The organism is Clostridium sp. NkU-1, assembly GCA_001312405.1.
In genome coordinates this window covers 94,318-116,398 of the sequence record BBDR01000007.1, presented here as the reverse complement: position 1 = coordinate 116,398, position 22,081 = coordinate 94,318, and the positions used below count along the sequence as shown (strand labels likewise).

The window sequence follows — 22,081 nt, the reverse complement described above, 5'->3', positions numbered from 1 at the left end:
CTCCAATATTTAATTTTTGTATACTGAAGTATTTTATCATTTTAAAAAAGAGGTTCAACACTTTTTTACGGTTGAACCTCTTTTTTTTCAAGAAATTATTTCCTGTTTTCTTTTATGACCTTTACAAACTGTATGATTGCCGTAGGAATGACTGCAAGGCCGTATACGATGCCGATCTGGCTGGCCGAAAGCGGCGTAACGGAAAACAGTTTTTCAAGGAACGGTACAAACATCACAAGGCTTAACAGAAAAAAAACCTGCCAGGAATGCTCCCAGGCTGTACCAGTTGCTTGCAAAGCCCAGCCGGAAAATGGAATGGCGGCTTCTGCAGTTAAAACCATGGAACAACCGGGAAAGAGTCAGGGTACAAAAGGCCATGGTGCTGGCTGTAGCTGCACTGCCCTGATTTAAACCAATATGGAAAGCCGTCATGGTACATACGGCAATCAATGCACCCTGGGACAGGATCTTAATCATAAATTCCCTGGACAGGATTCCTTCTTTGGGATCTCTTGGCTTCCTGTTAAGAAGGCCATGCTCCGCAGGCTCCATACCAATGGCGATTGCCGGAAGGGAGTCCGTAAGCAGGTTAATGAACAGCAGATGAACCGGAGCAAAAGGAATAGGAAGAGCCATGATGGATGTATAAAGAACGGAAAGGATTCCTGCCATGTTGCCGGAAAGCAAAAACTGAATGGCGTTTTTTATGTTCCGGTACACATTACGGCCATTGGCAACTGCTTTAATAATGGTCGCAAAATTATCATCCGCCAGAATCATGATGCAGCATCCTTGGAAACCTCTGTACCGGTGATTCCCATAGCCACTCCGATGTCAGCCTTCTTTAAGGCAGGGGCATCATTGACTCCGTCTCCTGTCATAGAAACAACATTTCCCCGCCGCTGCCAAGCGTCTACAATCCGGATCTTATTTTCCGGTGATACTCTGGCATATACGGAGGTCTTTACAATATTTGTGTCTAGCTCTTCATCGGTCATGGCGTCTAATTCTGCGCCGGTCACAGCCATATCTCCATTTTCAAAGATACCGATCTGCTTTGCTATGGCAGTCGCCGTGATCTTATGATCACCGGTGATCATTACCGGCCGGATCCCTGCCCGTTTGGCATCGGCTACTGCTTCTTTCGATTCCTCTCTCGGCGGATCGACCATGGAAATAAGTCCAATAAAGATAAAACCGTTTTCAGAATTTAAAGAAAGCACATGATCCTCTTCCACTTCCTTATAAGCAAAGGCAAGCACCCGAAGCCCATTCTCTGAAAATCTCATATTCTGCTCAAGGATCTCCTCCCTGTCCTTTTCTGACAGTTCCCTGATTCCTTCAGCAGTACGGATATGAGTGGTCCGGTACAGCAAAACATCCACCGCACCCTTTGTCAGTACGGTAGGAACTCCATGGAGATGGTATTTGGTGCTCATCAGCTTCCGGTCGGAATCAAAGGGAAGTTCTTCTAAGCGGTGCATCATTTCCCTGATGAGGTCATGGCTTAAGCTGACTTTTCCCCGCCATTTCAAGAAGGGCATACTCCGTAGGATCTCCGATCCCTTTTCCCTCCACAATGGTGGAATCATTGGTCAGCACCGCATCATAAAGCAGGTACCGGTGAAGCTGGTTTCGAAGGTCTAATTCATCCGGCTTACAGACTTTGCCGTCCACATAGATTTCCTGTACAGTCATCTTATTCTGGGTCAGGGTTCCGGTCTTATCGGAACAGATGACGGAAACGCAGCCCAGGCTTTCCACTGCTTTTAATTCTTTAATGATAGCGTTTTCCCTGGCCATCCGCTGGGTTCCCATTGCCTGAACAATGGTCACGATGGAACTTAAGGCCTCCGGTATTGCTGCGACTGCAAGAGCCACCGCAAACATCAGGGAATCTAAAAGCGGCATTTTACGGTAAAGGCTTAAGAGGAACACCAGGGCGCAGATCACCATGATGACCATGGCAAGGCGGCTGGAGAACTGGTCTAAGCTGACCTGCAAAGGAGTTTTCTTCTCCTTTGTAGCGTTCATTAAGCTGGCGATCTTTCCGATCTCCGTATCCATTCCTGTTCCGGTGACAGCCACTACCGCCCTGCCGTAAGTAACCAGGCTACCGGAATAAACCATGTTGGTCCGATCTGCCAGGGGTGCTTCTGTTTCAATAGTTCCCTCTTCCTTATCCACATTGGTGGATTCGCCGGTCAGGGAGCTTTCATTTACCTGAAGGGAATAATTATTAAGTATTCTTCCATCAGCCACTACCATATCTCCGGCCTCCAGAAGCAGGATATCTCCCGGAACCACGCCTCTTGAAGCGATCTCAATTTTTTTGTTCAGCGGATCACCTTGCAGTTGGTGATGATAAAGATTTTAAGCTGGCCAGGGATTTCTGGGCTTTTTCATGCTGCACTGTTCCAAGGACCGCATTTAACACAATGACCGCCACTATAACGATGGTGCTTTCCACATTTCCTGAAAGCATGGAAATGACGGCCGCTGCAATCAGAATGACCACCAGCAGATCACGGAACTGCTCGGCAAATACCTGAAGGGTGCTTTTTTTCTTTCCTTCTTCCAGGATATTTTCTCCCTTGCTGGCAAGAAGTCCGGCAGCTTCCTCTTCGCTTAACCCTTCCTTTGATGTACGAAGCTCTTCTAATACTTCTTTTTCTGTTTTCTGATACCAGTCTTTCAAACTTTCCTCCATTCTGCTGCCCATAGAGACAGCCTGCATCAACATGTACTATTTTGACCTCTCTGATTTATTATTGCCACAAAAAGAAAAAGAAAAAGACTTTTAATGCACTTATTCTGAAAAATATTTAATATTCAGAATAAATACATTAAAAGTCTGGTAACCATTGTCTGGCATGCACCACCAGGCTGCCCTTTGGCAGTCAGGATGTTGATGATGCATTGAAACTACTCCCTCTTAATGAAGCGTATTCAATTATAAATCAGATATTTATGTCTTCGATCCAGACAATTATACGTGCTAATGATTCATTTGTCAATAATCATTTTCATTTACATGGCTTTTACCCTTTGGGTATACCTGCCTGCCACAGGGCATAGCGGTTTTATTCTGCTTCTTTTTCTTCTTTTTTATCTTCTGCCTTTGCAGCCAGATCTCCCGGCTTCATGCTTAAGTTGATTCTTCCCATCTTATCGACTTCAACTACCTTAACAGTCACTTCGTCGCCGATGTTGACCACATCCTCAACCTTTGCCACTCTCTTATCAGACAGCTTGGAAATGTGGATCATGCCATCTTTATTGGGAGCCAGCTCAACGAAAGCACCAAAGTTCATGATCCTGACAACCTTGCCGGTCATGATCTGTCCTGCTTCGATCTCCGTTACAATGCTCTTTATGATCTGGATCGCACGGTCGATCATAACCTGGTCAGTTCCGCATACAGATACACTGCCGTCATCGGAAATATCGATCTTTACGCCGGTCTCTTCAATGATCTTATTGATCACCTTGCCCTGCTTTCCTACCACATCGCCGATCTTCTGAGGATCAATGGAAATCTGGTCGATCTTCGGAGCATATTTGCCTACTTCCTTACGTGGTTCTGCAATGGCTTTTGCCATAACCTCATCAAGAATGTAGAGTCTTGCTTTTCTGGTGGTACGGATGGCTTCTTCAATAATCGGTCTTGTAAGGCCGTGGATCTTAATATCCATCTGGATCGCAGTGATTCCCTTATGGGTGCCTCCTACCTTAAAGTCCATATCGCCGAAGAAATCTTCCAGTCCCTGAATATCAGTCAGGACAATATAATCGTCATCTGTATCTCCGGTAACCAGGCCGCAGGAAATACCTGCAACAGCTGATTTAATAGGAACACCTGCCGCCATTAAGGACATGGAGGAGGAACAGATGCTTGCCTGAGAGGTAGATCCATTGGATTCCATGGTCTCGGAAACGGTACGGATGGCATATGGGAATTCTTCCTCAGACGGAAGAACCGGAATGAGTGCTCTCTCTGCCAGGGCACCATGCCGATCTCCCGGCGTCCCGGTCCTCTGGAAGGTCTTGTCTCGCCTACAGAGAAGGACGGGAAATTGTAGTGGTGCATATATCTCTTGGAGGTTTCTAAATCATCAATGCCGTCTAATCTCTGGCTTTCTGATAATGGAGCAGGGTACAGATATTTAAAATCTGGGTCTGGCCGCGGGTGAACATTGCGGAACCATGAACTCTTGGAAGCATATCGATCTCTGCTGCCAGATGACGGATCTGGTCCATGGCACGGCCGTCAGGACGCTTATGGTCTTTTAAGATCATCTTGCGGACGGTCTTTTTCTGATACTGGTAAATAGCCTCTCCCAGCACTGACAGCCATTCTTCCTTATCTGCAAAGGCTTCTTCCAGCTTCTCAGTGATCTTACGGATGTTTTCTTCTCTTATCTGCTTTTCATCGGTAAATACGGCAACTTCCATCTCTTCCGGAGTAACGATTTCCCTGATGGCAGCAAATAACTCTTCCGGCACTGCACAGCTGGTATACTGGTGCTTCGGCTTTCCGCACTCCGCTACGATGGTGTCAATGAATTTGATGATTTCCTGGTTTACTTCATGAGCCTTGAAAATGGCTTCGATCATCTTATCTTCCGGCACCTCATTGGCTCCGGCCTCGATCATGATGACTTTTTCTCTTGTGGAAGCAACCGTAAGCGCCATATCAGACACCTGCTTCTGAGCCTGGGTCGGATTGATGACAAGTTCTCCGTCTACAAGGCCCACCTGGGTGGAAGCACAGGGGCCATCAAAAGGAATATCGGAGATGCAGGTAGCAATGGCGGAGCCTAACATGGCTGTCAGCTCCGGACTGCAGTCCTGGTCTACGGACATAACGATGTTATCTAAGGTCACATCGTTGCGGTAATCTTTTGGAAACAAAGGTCTCATGGGACGGTCGATGACACGGGAGGTCAAAATTGCATTCTCAGATGCTTTTCCCTCTCTTTTGTTGAAGCCGCCTGGGATCTTTCCTACGGCATATAATTTCTCTTCATACTCTACGCTCAATGGGAAGAAATCAATTCCATCCCTTGGCTTGTCAGAAGCAGTTGCGGTAGCTACTACTACGGTATCGCCATAGTGCATGAATGCCGCGCCGTTTGCCTGCTTTGCTACTCTGCCGACATCAACAGTTAATGTTCTGCCGGCCAGTTCCATACTAAAACTCTTGTACATACTGGTATCTCCTTTTACTGGATAAATAATTTATATTAACAGTAGAAGACGCCGAAACTACTGATCTGCGCGCAAGTCAATAAAGTTTGATTATGCTGCCCGCAAGGAAACATAAGCAGATTCTGGCTCTGCTTATTACGCGCACATCAGCGGTCTCGGGGAATGCTTCTACTTTTAATATTCTTTTCTTAATAGACAGATAGGGTGGAGAAGTCCTCCACCCTAAATGGTTTATTATTTTCTGATTCCTAACTTCTCGATCAATGAACGATAGCCTTCCAGGTCTGTCTTCTTTAAGTAATCAAGAAGACCTCTTCTCTGTCCAACCATCATCAGAAGTCCTCTTCTGGAATGATGATCTTTTGGGTTCTTCTGAAGATGATCCGTTAATTCTGTGATTCTTTCTGTCAGAATTGCGATCTGTACTTCTGGTGAACCTGTGTCTCCAGCTTTTCTGCCATATTCAGCGATGATAGCTGCTTTCTTTTCCTTTGAAATCATGTTGATTTCCTCCTTTAGTCTTAAAGTCTCACCTCATACCAAGTATTGGTTGGAGTATCCGGAATACCAAGTATCGGCGCGTATTTGTACTGATACAGTTTACCACAGGGAAATATGGTTGTCAATTATTTCTAATAAATAACAACCGGCGAATTTTAATTAAAACCTCTGTAAATTATATACTTCTGACAGATATATTATGAAAAACAAAAGATGTTTTCATAATCGGATGGACGGGCTGAAAAACAGCCTTTTTATCTTTACTTGCGATGCAAGTCCAGATAAGTTATATTATAATCATCCTGCATACCCTTACTCAATAAATATTTCCCATTTTTTTCCATATAAATTCCAAAATCCGTTTTTTTCATCTTTTTTTTAAAAGCATTTTCCTGATTTCTGCCATATCCGCCTTTGCAAGCTTCTTATCCCTTACCACACATTCCCCGGCCACGTATACTGCCTCTACATTGGAAGGATTGGCACTGTAAACAAGGGCAGAATAGGGATTGTAAACAGGAAACATGTTAGCGGAGCGGGTTTCAACTAAAACCAGATCCGCCTGCTTTCCCGGTTCTAAGGAACCTGTGATATCAGATAGCCCCAGGGCCTTTGCTCCCAGATCCGTAGCCATTGACACAATGGTTTCCGCCGGAAATGCGCTCCGGTCCCTGGTCTCATTTTTATGAAAATCGGCGCAGAGCTTCATTTGCGTAAAAATATCCAGGGTGTTTCCGCTGGCAGGGCCATCCGTTCCAAGGCCTACGGGAATTCCCATTTGAAGCATGGAGCTTACGGGCGCCACTCCCTTTGCCGCCTTTGCATTGGAGCCGATGCAGTGAGCCACCCTTGCTCCCCGTTCCTTTAAAAGCAGAAGATCCTCTTCCTTCATATGAATGCAGTGGGCTGCCAGGGTTTCTTTTCCCAATACTCCAATGCTGTCCAGATACTGAACCGGAGACATGCCGTATTCCTTCCGGAAATAATCCATTTCATAATCCATCTCCGCCGTATGGAGAGTAAAAGGAACCTTTAAGGACGAATCCAGGCGGCAGGCTTCCAAAAGCAGCTTTTCCCCGCAGGTGCTGGTTCCATGAGGAGCAATGCAGGCTGATATTCTGGGATGGGACTGATATTTTTTTATCAATTTTTCCCCATAGGCCAATGCCTTACAGGGATCGTCAAAATCACAGGCCCCTTCTTCCATTACTGTCTGTCCTGCAATTCCCCGCATTCCCATCTCATCCATGGCCTTTGCAGCTTCTTCCTCAAAATAATACATATCAAGAGCCGTGGTCACACCGCCAAGGAGCATCTCTCCTGCTGCATAGCGGGAAGATAAATAAACAAGCTCCTCATCCATAGCCTTCTGTTCCATTGGAAGCAAAAATACCCGGAGCCGGTCCTTGCAGTCATCCCCAAGCCCGCGGAAGGGGATCATTCCCATATGGGTATGGAGATTCACCATTCCCGGCATCAGAATGCCGTTTTTTCCGTCTACCGTTAATGTATCCGAAATTCCGGACTCTTCCGGTAAATCCTTCATATCTCCCACTGCTGTAATGATATCGTTTTCAAACATCACAAAACCGGGATGGTGAATCTTCCGCTGTTCATTCATTGTTACCACAGTTACATTTATAATTGTCGTTTTCACACTTATCAACCTTTTCCTTGTTACTGCCCATGATTTGGAGGCAGGGCAGGGCCCCTTTTATGGGACATAAAGGTACACTCCCATGGAATTTCCTTTTTAAGACTCATATCCTTCCACCAGCGGGACCTTCTGCTTTGTCTTTACATCAAACAGACCCTTGTCGCTTATCTTTAATTCCGGTGAGACCAGAAGCGTCAGGGTGGAAATAGACATGATGACATTGCTGTTCTCATACCCCATGGCCTCGATCTCCTTCCTCACCTCAGCCAGTTCCTCCGAAAGCTTTAAAAGGCTTCCATCGGAGAGGATACCTCCTACTGGGAGAGCTGCAGAAGCAGTAATTTTACCGCCCCGGGCCGTTACATAGCCGCCCTGCATATGAACCACCCGGTTCTGGGCAAGCACCATATCCTCCACCGAATTACCAAGTACCAGCAGATTGTGGCTGTCATGGCTCCAGGTAGTGGCCACCGCTCCGGGAGACTGAAAGGCATGTTCCACAAGCCCATAGGACACTTCTCCTGTCTTTCCGTAGCGTTCAAATACCATTGCCAGGCAAAGCCCTGCCTCTTGCCAGCATATGCAGCGGTTCCGGACGGTAACTTTCCTTTTCACATGCCTGACCCTTGTTCCAAAGTCCTGAATCTCCATGACATTTACAACTGCTGTTCCCTCCTGTATCTCGCACCGGTTCAGTTTAAAATCAGATGCCAGAGCCAGGCGGCATTTTACGGACTGGTAAAAATGGTCCGGGAAAACTGCTTTTGGAGAATCCGGGCTTTTTTTATGCAGTTTCCCGTTTTTATAAACCGCAGAAGGGCAAAAGCTTACCAGATCATCAAGAACAATGAAATCCGCAAGCTTTCCAGGCGCGATCATCCCCCTGTCATCAAGGCCCATTCTCCGTGCAGGCGTAAGGTCCCGCAGTAAATGGCCTTTTCTGCCGGCATTCCCCGGTCCACAGCCAATTTAAGGATCTGGTTTAAATGGCCCTTTGCCAAATGATCCGGCATGGTATCATCTGTTACAAGAGCCACATTTTCATAAAGACCATGGGATACCACCGTTTCCACAACATCAGATGTCAGGGATTTTGCCTGAAGCTCCAAAAACATGCCCATGTCCGTCTTTTCCAGAACCGACTCTGGTGTCTGCTGGGTATGGTCCGCATCCACTCCGCCCCGGATAAAGCCCGCCAGCGCGTCTCCTGACAGGGCGGGGCAATGCCCTTCGATCTTCAACCGGCGTTCCCCGTTCTGGCACAGTCTGACAATGCGTTTGATCAGGGTATCTTCCCCGGAAACCAGATCTAAATCATTCATCACCTCTCCAAGGCAGATGACTTTAGCTTCCTTTAAAAGCTCCCTGACCTCCTCTTCCCCGATTTGTCCGCCTGAGGTTTCCAGGCTGCTTCCGGTGGAAGGAACACTGGATGGGATCCCATAGTAAATATCCAGCTCGGTTTCCTGCTCCATAAAGCTTTTGATTCCTTCCAGCCCGAATACATTGGCGATCTCATGGGGATCAGCCACCACACAGGTGACTCCCCAGGGCAGGACCGCTCTGGAAAACTCTTCCGGATATGTCATGGAGCTTTCAATATGCATGTGAATATCGATCAGTCCCGGTATAATGTATTTTCCTGTACCATCTACCACACATTCTGCCTCGTAAAACGAGGCAGGGGAAATGTCGTAAAACCTTTCCCCTGCAACCGCAATGTCCATTTTTTCAAAACATTGCCTGTATGTCCGGTAGACCCATCCATTTTTAATAAGCAAGTCAACCTTCATATTTTCTCTGTCCTTAATTATTGATAATCCGGTTCCACTGATCAATCCAGTCACTTAAGACCGGATTGACAAAGGAATAATCCAGAACCTTTGCACTTTCTGCAGCTTCTCCGTAAGTCATGTTTGCAGAATCTTCTCCTGATACCTCCACCTGGTTATTGGTAGGCGCTTCGTTTAATGCCTTTGTGGTTTTGCTCTGCAGTTCCTTGCTTAAGCGGTAATTAATGTATGCGTAAGCCAGCTCCTTGTCCTTGCAGTTCTTGGTAATGCTGATGGTATTAAAGTTTGCATAGGTCACATCAGGAGTCACATATACCAGATCCGGGCTTGCTTCCTTGATGGTAGGAACACCGAAGTCACCTACAATGGCAGCCTTGATTTCCCCGGAAGTGAACATGTTGATTAAGTCAGAAGACTTTGCATAAGTCTTTACAAGGTTTGGCTTTAATTCTTCCAATGCCTCAAAAGCAGCCGCTCCCTTGTCACTGGTCACATCAACGCCCTTGTAATCGCTTGCCATATAGACCATGGCAGGACCAAAGGTAGTAGTAATATCCGGAATGGCAACGCTTCCTTCCAGTTCCGCTTTCCATAAATCATCAAAGCTCTTGATCTCAAAGCCTACTGCCTCCGGATCATACATGATGCCGATGCTGTTGATGGTATAGGCAGCGCCCTGTCCCGCATCTGCCATGGTCTTTGCCGCTTTGATCAAATACTGGCTGTTTTCGATCTTGCTTAAATCAAGAGGCTCAAACAGGCCCTCTTCAATTCCCTTTGCCGTCATGGCCTGTGACAGTTCGATCACATCAATGGTGCTTTCGGCGTTGGCAGAAAGCTTTGTGTAACGCTCATTGGTGCTTCCTGTCTCTGTTACGATCTTGCAGTTGTACTGGTCCTCAAAGGGCTTGTACACCTCTTCTTCCGAGATGTCCTCGCTTAAACCGTAGGTGGATAATACCAGTTTTTTTTGCTTCTGTGCCGCTCTTTTTCTCGCCTGCCGCTGTTGTTCCTGCAGATCCGGCACCGCCGCAGCCTGTCAATACAATGGCTGCACACAGGATAATGCCAATACTTTCTTCATAATCTTCATCCTCTCTTATTATAATTCCACGGCTTCATCAGCCGCTGTTACCTTGAAGCATGAACCATGCCCATTAAGACACAAGGATCAGTTTTGACTCCGGCAAATAAAGACGGATCCTGCTGCCCTCTTCATAAGTTTCTTCTGCCGGCCTGTTTACCAGAAACTTTCCTGCTGCCGTAAGAACCTCATACTGATAGCCTTTTCCAAGAAATGTCCGGACACCTACAGTGCCTTCCAGGATGTTGTTATTCTGGCCCTCATCTGCCACCCGGATATCCTCCGGCCGTATGGTGCCCATGCAGGTGCCTTCTGGGCGGGGTTTCTACATTAAATACTGCGCCGGCCTGGGTTTTATATACATCCCCCTGTCTCTTTAAAGGAAGAAAATTCTCAAAACCAATAAATCTGGCAACAAATTCCGTATTGGGCCTGTGATAAATGTTTTCCGGTGTGTCAAACTGTTCGATGACGCCCTGGTTCATAACCGCTACCTTATCTGATATGGAGAAGCACTCTTCCTGGTCATGGGTAACGAACAAGGTGGTAATGCCCAGTTTTTTCTGGATCCTCTTGATCTCCATCCGCATATTGATGCGCAGCTTTGCATCCAGGTTGCTTAAAGGCTCGTCAAGGAGAAGAAGCTTTGGCTCGATTACCAGCGCCCTGGCAAGGGCCACTCTTTGTCTCTGGCCGCCGGACATCTGCTGGGGAAACCGTCCGCGAAATTCTGTAAGTCCGCAGACCTCAAGGATCTGATCCACTTTTTTATCGATTTCCGCCTTGTCAAGCTTTCTCATTTTAAGCCCAAAGGCCACATTGTCATAAACGCTTAAATGGGGAAACAGGGCATAGCTTTGAAATACGATCCCAAAATTTCTCTTATGTACCGGAACCTTTGTAAGGTCCGACCCATCCAAAGAGAAAACTCCGTTCTGAGGCTCGATAAACCCGGCAACTACCCGAAGGGTCGTGGTCTTTCCGCAGCCGCTTGGTCCTAAAAGAGAAACCAGTTCCCCTTCCTGTACCTCCAAGTTAAGTCCTTTTAAAATCTGTTTCTTCTTATCATAACAGACATCAATATCCTGCAGTTTCATATATGCCATGGTTTTTCCTCCTATTTCGCCAGAGCGGCAATTCCCAGGGTCCTGTCAACAATTACCATGATAAGGACCGTTATGGCCATCAAAAGCACGGAAACCGCAGACACGGTAGGGTCATAATTATATTCAATGTAATTCATAAGGGTCGCAGGGAATGTGGATACCCCTGGACCTGAGAGAAACATGGAAACCGGAATGTTATTAAAGGAGTTAATAAATGCAAGCATAAAAGCCGCCGAGATTCCTGATGTAATGTTAGGCAGCACCACCCGGAAAAATGCTCCCGTTTTTGTGCAGCCCAGACTCCATGCCGCCTCTTCCACTGAAAAGTCAAACTGGTCTAAGCTGGAGCCCACCACCCGGATCACATAGCAGAGTCACCATGAAATGTCCTGCCAAAAGTCCTGCAAATACCGGGACCCTTAAGGTCAGCACCAGAAACTGATAAAGAACAAAGCCGATTACGATTCCAGGTACAATGGTCGGAGAAAGGAAGATGGATTTTAAGATCCCCTTTCCCTTCATACCGGACCTTGCCAGGGCATAGGCAGCCGGAATTCCTGCTATAAGAGCGGCCACGGTAGCAAGGAGCGCAATCTCCAGACTGGTCAAAAAGGATACCCGGAAGGATTTTAATGCAAACACATTGATAAACCAACGGAATGAAAAAGATTCAATAGGAAAGGTTATGGCACTGCCCTCTCCAAAAGCAGTCACGGTAATGATCACAAGGGGCAGGATCAAAAACATGAATACCAGCACTGCAAAAACCGTAAGCATTTTATTTTTACGCATGGCTTCCTCCTCTTCTGTCCAGCCTGGCAGACAGGGCATTCAGTCCCTTTATAACAACCAGAGTCGAGACGATCATGATCAGGGAAATGACCGCGGCCCCATTCCAGTCTCCCACGCTCATGGCTCTCTGGTAGATGAAGGTGGCAAGGACCATATGTTTATTGCCTCCTAACAGCTGAGGCGTGGTATAAGCCGTCAAAGTCCCGGTAAACACCAGGATACCTCCTACAATGATCCCGGGAAGGCTCATGGGGAAAATTACCTTCATAAAAGCCTTGAACCGGTCCGCTCCCAGGCTGAGGGCTGCTTCCATCATGTCATTATCAATGTTTTCCATAACACCGGCCACCGTAACGATCATCAGGGGCAGAAATAAGTAAACCGAGCCGATGATGATGGAAAAGTCCGTGTATAACAGCTTGGCAGGTTTTTCTACAAAGCCGGCTGCCAAAAGGAACCGGTTAATGATGCCGTTGCTGCCTAAAATATTGATCCAGGCAAAGCTTCTGATGACAGAATTGGTCATCAGAGGAAAAATTGAGACAGACAGAAGAATCCCTCTCCATTTTTTTCCTGCACCGGCTGATAAAATACGCGGTTGGAACTCCTGCTGTCATACAGACAGCCGTAGTGATGAAGGCGACCTTAACCGTCCTCATGAAAATCTTAAGATAATACTCATCCTGGAAAAATTCCACATAGGCGCTGAAAGGATAATCTCCGGTGTGAAAAGACGGGATCAATACCCTTAAAAGCGGAAGAAACAGACACACTGCCAGAATCACAAGCCCTGGCACGACCATTATAAATGCACTACTTTTCTTCATCTTGACCTCCCCATGGGTTTTACACGCATTCATTGTCAACACTTATCATTACTTATAAGCTGTGTTAATTTATATCTATACTTTTATTATAATTTATGATATACTGTACGTCAAATACATATAATCTATATTTTTTATGCAGTAAAGCTATAATAGAAGCACATCATCACCTGTGCAAAAGGAGGAATACCTATGGAACTGAAAGAAGCAAGATATATTCTGGCCATTGCCAGACAAAAAAACATCAGCAAAGCAGCGGAGTCCCTGTTTATCTCCCAGCCATCCTTAAGCAAATATTTAAAAAACTTAGAGCATCAGCTTGGAGTCCGCCTTTTCGACCGGATTGGAAGCAGTTATTTTCCAACCTACATCGGAGAACGCTACATCCATTATGCAGAAAAAAATCGTAGAATACGGCATGGAATGGGACATGGAATTTGATGACATTATGCATCAAAACCACGGACGGTTAAATATTGCCATTCCCATTATGCTTGGAAACAGCCTGATCGGTCCCACCCTTTCAAAATTCCACCAGCTGTATCCCAATGTCACGGTCAATATGATGGAGGAAGTCAACTTTGTGGCCGAGCATACCCTGACCGACCACACCGTTGACCTGACATTTTACAATGTCCATGAATTTCCCACCGGACTGGATTACCAGATCATAGGAAAAGAAGAGATGGTTCTGGTCCTGTCCGCTTCAAATCCTCTGGTAAAAAAGGCTGAAATGAAAGAAGGCTTTCAATACCCCTGGATCGATCTAAGCCTTCTTGCAGGCGAACCCTTTATCCTTCTCTACCCGGACCAGAACACGGGAGGACTTGCTCTTAAACTCTTTGAGGATTACGGCCTGGAACCAAATGTCCTTCTTCATACCAGAAGCAGTGAAATGTCCATCCGCCTTGCCATGGAAGGCCTGGGGGCCGCCTTTGCTCCTGAAAGCTATTATCATTATTTAAAAGACAGGGAACCCAGTTCCTCTGTCTGCCTTTCCATTGGAAAAGAACGAATTGAAAACACCCTTATAGCCGCTTACCAGAAAAACCGGTATTTGCCTAAATACGCCAAGGCCTATCTGAATATTCTGGCCGGTTATTACCAGACAAAGCATGGTTAATGCTTTCTTTCCCTTATCTTTGCTTTTCCGGGAACTTATGGTAATATAGAATAAAAAGCGAGGTTTCCTATGGCTAAAAAAAATACACAAAACTTTTTTTCCTTATTATCCTGCTGCTGTTATCCCTTACCTCATGCCAGAGCCAGAAAAAAAGAGGCGGCAAAGGAGCTTGCAGGCATTCCCGTTGACATATCAAAAACCGAATCCGTTTCCATATATTATGGTTCCATCTGTTATTCCTTTTATGACGAGAACAAGGAAACCATAGCCAGGGTGGCGGATCTGTTTCACGGCTTCTCTTTAAAAGAGGCCCCGGACGGAAGCTTGGACAGTGCCACCACCTACCAGATCTATTTTTCCAGCACTGACGGCCAGACCGGAGCAGTGAATGTGGACGAAACAGGCATGTTCTATCTGCCGGATACAAAAAAATATTACCAGGTAAATGAAGGAACCTTTCACCTGGAAAAGCTGGAAAAAAATATATCAGGACAGCATGAATGCAGGGGGCTTTGACAAAAATCAATGCCTTATTCCGTAGCAAAGGCTTCTTATTCATAATTTGTATCTGTTTGCATAAATTTATGTGAGACACTAGATATAAAGGGGGGCTTGATTTTGGAAAAAAATACTTGATAATAATTATTACGATTTATTCATAAATAACGCTCTCATTCCACTATATCCAACTTACCATAATTTTACTCACCTTAATGTAAGGCTTTCATTGGAACATATCCCGATAGAATCCATGAACGTCTGTGACTTAGGGCTGTATCCTTACAGCCGCTTTTCGTCAATTTATACCCTGAGTTCACTGGCAAGTATAGACAAATCCGGAATTACAGCAGTTCAGACCAATCCTGCTTTAAGCCTGTTTGGAAAAGATGTACTCATAGGAATTATAGATACCGGCATTGATTACCAGCACCAGGCTTTTAAAAACAGAGACGGAACCACCCGCATTCAGTCAATATGGGATCAGACCATACAAAGCGGCGCCCCCCCGGAGAGCTTTACATTTGGTTCCGAATACAGCAGGGATTTAATAAATCAGGCTTTACAGTCCAATGATCCTTTATCCATCGTTCCTTCAGTTGATACCAATGGCCATGGCACGGTAATTTCCAGCATTGTAGCCGGTACCTCAACCAATGACAATAGACTCCACAGTGTTGTCCCGGAAGCTGATCTGATCGTGGTAAAACTGAAAGAAGCCAAACAAAATTTAAAGGATATTTTTTTAGTACCAGAGGATGTTCTGTGTTTTCAGGAATCTGATATTATGCTTGCCGCACGTTACCTGGTTTCTGTCTCCCAGGGATTGAATAAACCAATCGTCATCTGCATTGCCCTTGGGTCAAGCCAGGGCGGACACGACGGAAACGGCCCTTTAAGCAGCTATCTGGATGACCTGGCACAGATTCCCGGAATTGCGGTTGCAGTTGCTGCCGGAAATGAAGGGAACAAACGAAGACATTATTTTCATGCCCCTGTACCCCAACTCTTTTACAATGATTTTGAATTAAATGTAGGAAATGATGACAGTATGTTCTCCATGGAAATCTGGGCATATTCTCCGGCACAGGTCTCCATCAGTGTCACCTCACCCACCCATGAGTCTACCCAATTAATTCCTCCGGCAATAAATAGCTGCATAAATTATACCTTCCCTTTAAGCCAGACAGACATCTGGATAAATAATATTATTTTTGAGCAAAACACCGGAGACCAGCTCATCCTGCTGCGTTTCAAAAATACCATACCAGGAACCTGGCATATTCATACGGAAAATCTCAATAATGATTCCTTCTCCTTTCATGCATGGCTCCCAACAGGAGGCTTGATCTCAGACGAAACATACTTTACAAATTCAGATCCAGACGTTACGATAACTTCTCCGGGAAATGCACGAAGCTTGCTGACCGTTACCGCCTATAATCAGTTCGACAACAACATTCTGGAAGAATCAGGAAGAGGCTACACAAGAATAGGATTAATTAAGCCTGATATTGCAGCTCCGGGCTATCGTATTCCGTGTGCACTTCCGGGAAATAGATACGGCACTGCCACAGGAACAGGAACAGCGGCGGCCCACACGGCAGGCATTATGGCAATGGTTTTTGAATGGGCAGTTGTCAGAAGGAATTATATCCAGATGACCGGCAACATTATTAACCGGCAGTTGATTTGGAATGCAATGCGCGGCGATAACAATGCTTATCCAAATAACATATGGGGTTATGGAAAGGTGGAAATTAGTAACTTTTTTTAAAGTAGTTGATGGTGTTTAAAACATAAATTGTTTTATTATACAGAAAAAGTGCGGTTCACTGTGAACCGCACTTTTACAATATGCCCAATTTAAGCTTCCAGACCAGTATCCTGATTACAGAAGCGTCAATCTGTGCTTCTTTCAGCGTCCCATTATTCAGGGCATCTAAGACAGCCGGAATGTCTCCGTCAAAGTCAGTCGCAATCAGTAAGTCGTTCCCTGCAGCAATGGCCAGGACAGCCGCATTCGAAGTACTGTTCTTAATGGCATCCATACTGAGGTCATCAGTCATAATCACTCCATTGAAGTTCAGGGATTCCCTTAATTTATCATGAACAGCACGGGAAAGGGAGGCAGGATGTTCTTCATCCATTGAAGTCACGATATTATGGGAAACCAGAACACTGCCGGCTCCGGCTTCAATTCCGGCCTCAAACGGAAGGAAGTCGCTCTGGAGAAATTGTTTATAATCCCTGGTATCTACTGCGGACCCCGAATGGGTATCCTCATTGCTGCCATAGCCGGGAAAATGCTTCAGTGTGCTTCCGATCCCTGCTTTTTTCATTTCCCGGACAACGGTTCTGACATAATCAGCCGTTTCCCCTGCCTCCCGGCCAAAAGACCGGCGGTAGATAAAATCATCCGGATTCACAGAGACATCGCAGACAGGAGCCAGATTAACATTGATCCCAAGTCCAAGCAAAAGGGCAGCCTTCTCCCTGGTATCGGCCTGAATGGCTTCAAAGCCGCCCTGTTTATACAAATCCTGAGGAGATTTAAACGGTTCCGAACGGAAAGCCGCGTATTTGCTGACACGGCACACGGTCCCGCCCTCCTCGTCCACTCCCATGAGCAAGGGGATGGAAGAGGCATTCTGACAGCTCTTAATAAAATCCCGAATGCCGGTTTGGGTTTCATCCTTAAAATCGTCTCCGAACAGGATATAGCCGCCTAAATGATACTTCTCAATATCCTGAACAGCACTGGCTTTGCGCAGGCGGACAAAAAAACATCTGCCCCACCTTTTCCTCAAGGGTCATGCCGGAGAGCAGCTCTCCTGCTCTTACCTCATAGGAATCACTGCCGGAGGAAGAATCCGTCTGTCCAGCCGTATCTTCTATCTCAGAAGACTCTGTGGCTGAAATATGGATTGTAGGTTCCCCAGGATCTGAAGTATGACCATCTGTTCCGTTTGCAGCCGTTTTTGATTCTTCAGTGCTCAGGCTGCCGGATTGACTGCTATAATCCGGGAAACGTCTCCCGCAGCCCGCTAAAAAAATCGGCAGGAGTAAGAGCACAAAGAAAAACATATATTTATTTGATTTCATCAAAGTCCTTTCTCACCATTCGGTAAAAGAATTTAATGATAATTATATCGTTCCTGCCGGCAGCGGTCAAGAGTCACACAAAAAAAGATCGGTGCCAGGGCTTAATTCCCGACACCGATCTGCCTGCTTTGCAGACTCCTTCTTACACCTTGCTGGTATTTTCGATATAGTGAAATTGCTGCTCTAAGTGACTGACAAATAACAGCAGTCTTTCATACAGCGGCTCTACCTTGTCACCATACGTTTCTTCAAGGCTTTTTCCAATTTCCCTAATGGTCTTACTGCCGTCAATTTGAAGAAAGACGCAGCTTCCATACTCATCCATTGCAATTCTTTTATATTCCGGAATTTTGAAACCGAATTTTCTAAAAACCTGCTGAATCTTATGATCCTGTTTTATAAGCATGGTCACAATGCCGTTTTTATCAACCTCGTATTCCAGTTTATCGGAAATCTTAAATATTAAATTTAAAACCTCATCATTGTCATTTCGCATTTTTCACTTCACTCTTAAAAAGCGGTATAGCGGTCGCTGCTACAAGAATGATCAATAAGATAAATGCCATTCCATTTGAATTTGCAAATCCGCTTGGGCCTGCACCACTGATGATGCCAGTTACCTGTAAAACGATTCCGATAAGTCCAATGATTGATCCGCCGGCAACAAGCCCTGACGACAGGCTTACACCATTAGAAACTTTCGCTTCCTTTTCTCTTTCATTTCTGGAATATTTCTCAACGAAGAAGCGAACCAGGGCTCCTAGCAAAATGATGGAAGTTGTGGATATCGGCAAATAAAACCCGATTGCAACTGTCATTACAGGGAGTCTCAGTAAAAATAAAACGATTCCCATTATAATGCCGCAGATGATCATGACCCAGGGCAACTGACCCGACATGATTCCGGCTGTCAATGTTGCCATTAAATTCGCCTGAGGCAATGCAAACGGAACATTGTCACCAGTCATTGAGAGCTGATCGGAAAGCAATAAAATAACACAGGTAACTACCACAACACCTACAATAGAAGATATTGCAAAATATTTCTGCATTTCATTTTTGCTTCCACCAATGATAAAAGAAACTTTTTGTGATTGGCAGTAACCGCCTGCTGCAGCGATTGCAGTAACAATAAAGGAACCGAATAACAACAGAGCCTTGTTATCATCTACGCTCTTCCAGCCTAATCCCACAAACAGTAATGTTACGATAACGATGGAAGCAATTGTCATACCGGATACAGGAAGGTTTGAAGTTCCGATGGTACCGGTTAAACGGCCGGAAACAATTACAAACATCAAAGACAGCACCATGGATAAAACAGAACCAGTACAGCCATGGCAATGTTGCCGCCTGATACCAGGAAACCGCCGATAAAGCCTACGATAATACCTGACAGTAAAATAACAGTTTCAACAGAAGATCCAGCGCCGCCGGAGCCTTTTCCTCTGGCATTCATGGTTTCCTTTATGGAAGCGATAACCGTTGGAATCAGTTTTATGGCACCGATCAGACCGCCGGAAAGCATCATGCCTGCACCGATATATTTTACGTAGCTGCCTGCTATATCGCCCACTCCCATAGCGTTTACGCTTACAGAAGGATTATTCCACACGGCCGGACCGCCACTGCCTAAAGAAGCAAAATAACCGATGAGAGGCGTAATGGCAAAGTTAGATAAGATGGAACCGGCAAACATGGTCAAGGATACTTCCATTCCCACGATGAATCCTATCCCAAGCAGCAAAGGGTTCACTTCCAGCTGAAATTTCCATTTGTAAAAAGGCTCATGCACAAAGCTGATCACGTTGTTGGTGATATTTAAGAATGAGCTGGTTACTGCGGTTATTAAACCGCCGATTCCAAATCCGATTCCCATAAATTTCAGGGAATCCTTGGCCCCTTCCGAGGCGACTAAGGTTTCTGAAATAGCCATTGACTCAGGATACATTAATTTTCCATGCTCTTCCACGATCAAATAATTGTAGACCAGAGAAGCTGCTCCTATGCCAAATAAAGCACCGCCCACACCGATCACAAGGCCTTCCAGAAATGTTACCCGGGAACCGATCAAAAGAATTGCAGGAAAAACAAATATCATGCCGCTGGCAATGGATTCCCCGCCGCTGGCCATTCCCTGAAGAAGTGTCTTTCCAAGAATTCCTTTTTCCCTGGCAAACATGGCAATAAATACAGAACCTAATATGGAACCCGGTATTCCGGCAGCAACAGTAAGGCCTGCTTTCATGCCAGAGTAAGCTGTTGATGCGGCGAACAATGCAGACAGAGCTATACCAATGATTAATACCGCAATATTTCCACCCGATCCGGATTTTGGGGAAACATATGGTACGTAATCTTGCCCTTTTACACCGCCATATGCGCCTTTAGATAATTTTTGATTCATACACAGTACTCCCTTATATTCATCATATTTCGATCAGTTATTGGCACAAATTAATTTTTAATTATTAACGATCTTTCTGCTGCTATTTGAGGGCTTTCAGTGCTTCTGTCAAATACTTCCATGTCCTCTGGGTTGATGGTATGCTTAAATGTTCCTCCGCAGTATGCACCCCGATTATTGTGGGCCCAACGGATATCATATCCAGTTTTCCTTCAAACTTTTTATCAAAAATCGCACATTCGAGTCCGGCATGAATCGCGCTGATCAGCGGTTTTTCGCCAAATAATTTCTCGTATAATTCTGTAAAAAGCAGTCTTACTTTTGAATCGGAATTATATTTCCATTCCGGGTAATCCGACTCAGCAATCACCTTTCCGTTTGTAAGGCCGGCAATGGCGGCTACGATATGGAAAATATTATCCTTTATACTTCCCACGGAACTTCTTATGGAACTGATGATTTCAATGTTGTCTCCCTTTGTCTCAACTACCCCCAGATTCAATGAGCTCTCTACCAGGCCCTCAATATCCATGCTTACGCTCTGGACTCCGTTTGGAATCAGATACATAAAATTAACGATGTTTTCCCTTGTATCTTTCGACATGATTCGTTCCGGCATATGATCAACCGGCTTTAGCTCGATTTTGATATCCGGATCCGCTGCTTTGTATTCATCCTTAAATATTTGTTCCAGGCTGGAGATATGCTCTTTTAATTCTGGGACTTCCTCTGGATTTACACACACAACAGCCTGTGCATCGCGGGCAATGGCATTGTGCTTGGAACCTCCGTTTATGGAGCATAAATGTAAATCTGTCTCCGAACATGCACGTTTCAGCAGCCGGGCCATCAATTTATTGGCGTTTGCCCTGCCCTTATGTATTTCCACTCCGGAGTGGCCGCCCTGCAGGCCCGTAATTTCAATTTCATAAGCAGCCCTGCTGCTGTCTGCGCCCTCCCATATTATGGGAATATTGATTTTAGAGGAACAGCCGCCTGCACAGCTTACCGTCAGGATTCCTTCTTCCTCTGAGTCGATATTAATAAGGGTTTTGCCCGATATGTTTTTAGGATCCAGCGCATGGGCACCATCCATTCCGGTCTCTTCGGCGGTGGTAACTAACAATTCAATGGGAGGGTGTTCCAGTGTATCCGATGCCAGAACCGCTAACCCCATGGCGACCGCAATACCGTCGTCTCCTCCAAGAGTTGTACCGTCTGCGTAAATCATATCTCCATGGATTTTCAATTTAATGGGGTCTGTCATGAAATCATGGGTTACGTCAGGCCTTTTCTCACATACCATATCCATATGCCCCTGAATGATAACGCCGGGACTCTCTTCATAGCCCTTGGTGCCTGGCTTCTTGATGATCACATTCAGAGCTTTATCCTGAATGACCTCCAGCTTGTGTTCCTTGGCAAAAGAAACCAGATAATCGCTGATTCTTCTTTCATTTCCCGAACCCCTGGGAATACTGCTAATTTCCTCAAAATACTGAAACACTTCCACCGGTTCCATGTTTTCCAATGTTCTGCTACCCACGGTATATTATCTCCTTTACTAAAAAATTTGCCCTCCATGTGTTTAAAAAAAACAGGATTATGGGCAAAAAAACCTATTTATATATTAGCACAAACAAACTCAAAGTACAATAGAATTAATTGTGCATTTTCACATTAACTTTCTTCTTAATTTTACATTTAATATCATAATTCTACATTATTTTTTTAGTTTCATTTTGTTTTTTAGGTTATAATTAATAAAACCGTATTAGACACACCGCCCAATCTTTTGGATATTTCCTATATCTCTTGATATAAACCGACATTGATCGAGAATACTGTTGAATTATGTACACCATTCTATAATGCAGAAGGAAAACCCCATTGTCTGAAGCCCTCATACAGCATTTCCGGTTCCTATCAAAAAAATTCAGCGTCTATGGTACTGCTGCCAGGAATTGAGGTTGTGAA

The 22,081-nt window shown here is 45.2% G+C and carries 19 protein-coding genes and 3 pseudogenes; 4 read left to right on the top strand and 18 right to left on the bottom strand.

Annotated elements, in window-relative coordinates; translation table 11 throughout:
- Nucleotides 1-95 precede the first annotated feature (95 nt).
- The 13 genes and pseudogenes from JCM10519_RS12765 to JCM10519_RS29520 all read right to left on the bottom strand — a co-directional run bounded on the left by JCM10519_RS12765 (nt 96) and on the right by JCM10519_RS29520 (nt 12,971).
- A pseudogene (locus tag JCM10519_RS12765) lies at nt 96-2,710 on the bottom strand (cation-translocating P-type ATPase).
- A 373-nt stretch (nt 2,711-3,083) separates the two neighbouring features.
- Nucleotides 3,084-5,211 (bottom strand): annotated as a pseudogene (locus tag JCM10519_RS12760) (polyribonucleotide nucleotidyltransferase).
- A 234-nt stretch (nt 5,212-5,445) separates the two neighbouring features.
- Complete coding sequence (gene rpsO / locus JCM10519_RS12755) at nt 5,446-5,712, bottom strand: 30S ribosomal protein S15 (RefSeq protein WP_054739605.1); 267 nt, start codon at nt 5,710-5,712, stop codon at nt 5,446-5,448.
- 367 nt (nt 5,713-6,079) lie between these two features.
- A complete protein-coding gene (locus JCM10519_RS12750; protein WP_054739603.1) occupies nt 6,080-7,369 on the bottom strand; it encodes an amidohydrolase family protein in 1,290 nt (429 codons plus the stop codon).
- Nucleotides 7,370-7,465: 96 nt separating this feature from the next.
- Nucleotides 7,466-8,269, bottom strand: coding sequence for an adenine deaminase C-terminal domain-containing protein (locus JCM10519_RS29550; RefSeq protein WP_347844072.1), 804 nt, complete (start codon nt 8,267-8,269; stop codon nt 7,466-7,468).
- Nucleotides 8,245-9,162 (bottom strand): amidohydrolase family protein, encoded by a 918-nt coding sequence (locus tag JCM10519_RS29545; RefSeq protein ID WP_347844071.1) that lies wholly within the window; start codon nt 9,160-9,162, stop codon nt 8,245-8,247. The genes JCM10519_RS29550 and JCM10519_RS29545 overlap by 25 nt, the downstream gene beginning before the upstream one ends.
- Before the next feature lie 13 nt (nt 9,163-9,175).
- On the bottom strand, nt 9,176-10,189 hold the full coding sequence (locus JCM10519_RS12740; RefSeq protein ID WP_347844070.1) for an ABC transporter substrate-binding protein: 1,014 nt from the start codon (nt 10,187-10,189) through the stop codon (nt 9,176-9,178).
- 130 nt (nt 10,190-10,319) lie between these two features.
- Nucleotides 10,320-10,547, bottom strand: coding sequence for a TOBE domain-containing protein (locus JCM10519_RS29540; protein WP_347844069.1), 228 nt, complete (start codon nt 10,545-10,547; stop codon nt 10,320-10,322).
- Nucleotides 10,507-11,352, bottom strand: coding sequence for an ABC transporter ATP-binding protein (locus tag JCM10519_RS12735; RefSeq protein WP_347844068.1), 846 nt, complete (start codon nt 11,350-11,352; stop codon nt 10,507-10,509). The genes JCM10519_RS29540 and JCM10519_RS12735 overlap by 41 nt, the downstream gene beginning before the upstream one ends.
- An 11-nt stretch (nt 11,353-11,363) precedes the next feature.
- Nucleotides 11,364-11,717, bottom strand: a complete 354-nt coding sequence (locus JCM10519_RS29535; RefSeq protein WP_347844067.1) for an ABC transporter permease subunit — start codon at nt 11,715-11,717, stop codon at nt 11,364-11,366.
- On the bottom strand, nt 11,680-12,144 hold the full coding sequence (locus tag JCM10519_RS29530) for a hypothetical protein (protein WP_347844066.1): 465 nt from the start codon (nt 12,142-12,144) through the stop codon (nt 11,680-11,682). Before JCM10519_RS29530 ends, JCM10519_RS29535 begins: the two co-directional genes overlap by 38 nt.
- Nucleotides 12,137-12,673, bottom strand: coding sequence for an ABC transporter permease (locus JCM10519_RS29525; RefSeq protein WP_347844131.1), 537 nt, complete (start codon nt 12,671-12,673; stop codon nt 12,137-12,139). Before JCM10519_RS29525 ends, JCM10519_RS29530 begins: the two co-directional genes overlap by 8 nt.
- Nucleotides 12,606-12,971 (bottom strand): hypothetical protein, encoded by a 366-nt coding sequence (locus tag JCM10519_RS29520; protein WP_347844065.1) that lies wholly within the window; start codon nt 12,969-12,971, stop codon nt 12,606-12,608. Before JCM10519_RS29520 ends, JCM10519_RS29525 begins: the two co-directional genes overlap by 68 nt.
- Before the next feature lie 192 nt (nt 12,972-13,163).
- Between JCM10519_RS29520 and JCM10519_RS29515 the strand changes: the two genes are divergently transcribed.
- The 4 genes from JCM10519_RS29515 to JCM10519_RS12710 all read left to right on the top strand — a co-directional run bounded on the left by JCM10519_RS29515 (nt 13,164) and on the right by JCM10519_RS12710 (nt 16,369).
- Nucleotides 13,164-13,412: a LysR family transcriptional regulator gene (locus JCM10519_RS29515; protein ID WP_347844064.1), complete on the top strand. Its 249-nt coding sequence runs from the start codon at nt 13,164-13,166 to the stop codon at nt 13,410-13,412.
- Nucleotides 13,363-14,094, top strand: coding sequence for a LysR family transcriptional regulator substrate-binding protein (locus tag JCM10519_RS12720; protein WP_347844063.1), 732 nt, complete (start codon nt 13,363-13,365; stop codon nt 14,092-14,094). The genes JCM10519_RS29515 and JCM10519_RS12720 overlap by 50 nt, the downstream gene beginning before the upstream one ends.
- A 69-nt stretch (nt 14,095-14,163) precedes the next feature.
- Entirely contained in the window at nt 14,164-14,610 is a 447-nt protein-coding gene (locus tag JCM10519_RS12715; protein ID WP_054739601.1) for a hypothetical protein, read from the top strand.
- 211 nt (nt 14,611-14,821) lie between these two features.
- On the top strand, nt 14,822-16,369 hold the full coding sequence (locus tag JCM10519_RS12710; RefSeq protein WP_347844062.1) for a S8 family peptidase: 1,548 nt from the start codon (nt 14,822-14,824) through the stop codon (nt 16,367-16,369).
- 73 nt (nt 16,370-16,442) lie between these two features.
- Here the strand turns inward: JCM10519_RS12710 and JCM10519_RS12705 are convergent, their stop codons facing one another.
- The 5 genes and pseudogenes from JCM10519_RS12705 to JCM10519_RS12685 form a co-directional block, all read right to left on the bottom strand.
- Nucleotides 16,443-17,402, bottom strand: a complete 960-nt coding sequence (locus JCM10519_RS12705; RefSeq protein ID WP_054739598.1) for a glycoside hydrolase family 3 N-terminal domain-containing protein — start codon at nt 17,400-17,402, stop codon at nt 16,443-16,445.
- The gene (locus JCM10519_RS12700) at nt 17,335-17,697 is read right to left on the bottom strand and encodes a hypothetical protein (RefSeq protein WP_054739596.1); all 363 of its coding nucleotides are present in this window, start codon (nt 17,695-17,697) and stop codon (nt 17,335-17,337) included. The genes JCM10519_RS12705 and JCM10519_RS12700 overlap by 68 nt, the downstream gene beginning before the upstream one ends.
- A 142-nt stretch (nt 17,698-17,839) precedes the next feature.
- Nucleotides 17,840-18,193 carry a PqqD family peptide modification chaperone gene (locus JCM10519_RS12695; RefSeq protein ID WP_054739594.1) on the bottom strand — a complete coding sequence of 118 codons (354 nt, stop codon included), beginning with the start codon at nt 18,191-18,193 and terminating at the stop codon, nt 17,840-17,842.
- Nucleotides 18,183-20,104 (bottom strand): annotated as a pseudogene (locus tag JCM10519_RS12690) (oligopeptide transporter, OPT family). Before JCM10519_RS12690 ends, JCM10519_RS12695 begins: the two are co-directional and overlap by 11 nt.
- Nucleotides 20,105-20,186: 82 nt before the next feature.
- Nucleotides 20,187-21,626 (bottom strand): beta-Ala-His dipeptidase, encoded by a 1,440-nt coding sequence (locus JCM10519_RS12685; protein WP_054739694.1) that lies wholly within the window; start codon nt 21,624-21,626, stop codon nt 20,187-20,189.
- Nucleotides 21,627-22,081 lie beyond the last annotated feature (455 nt).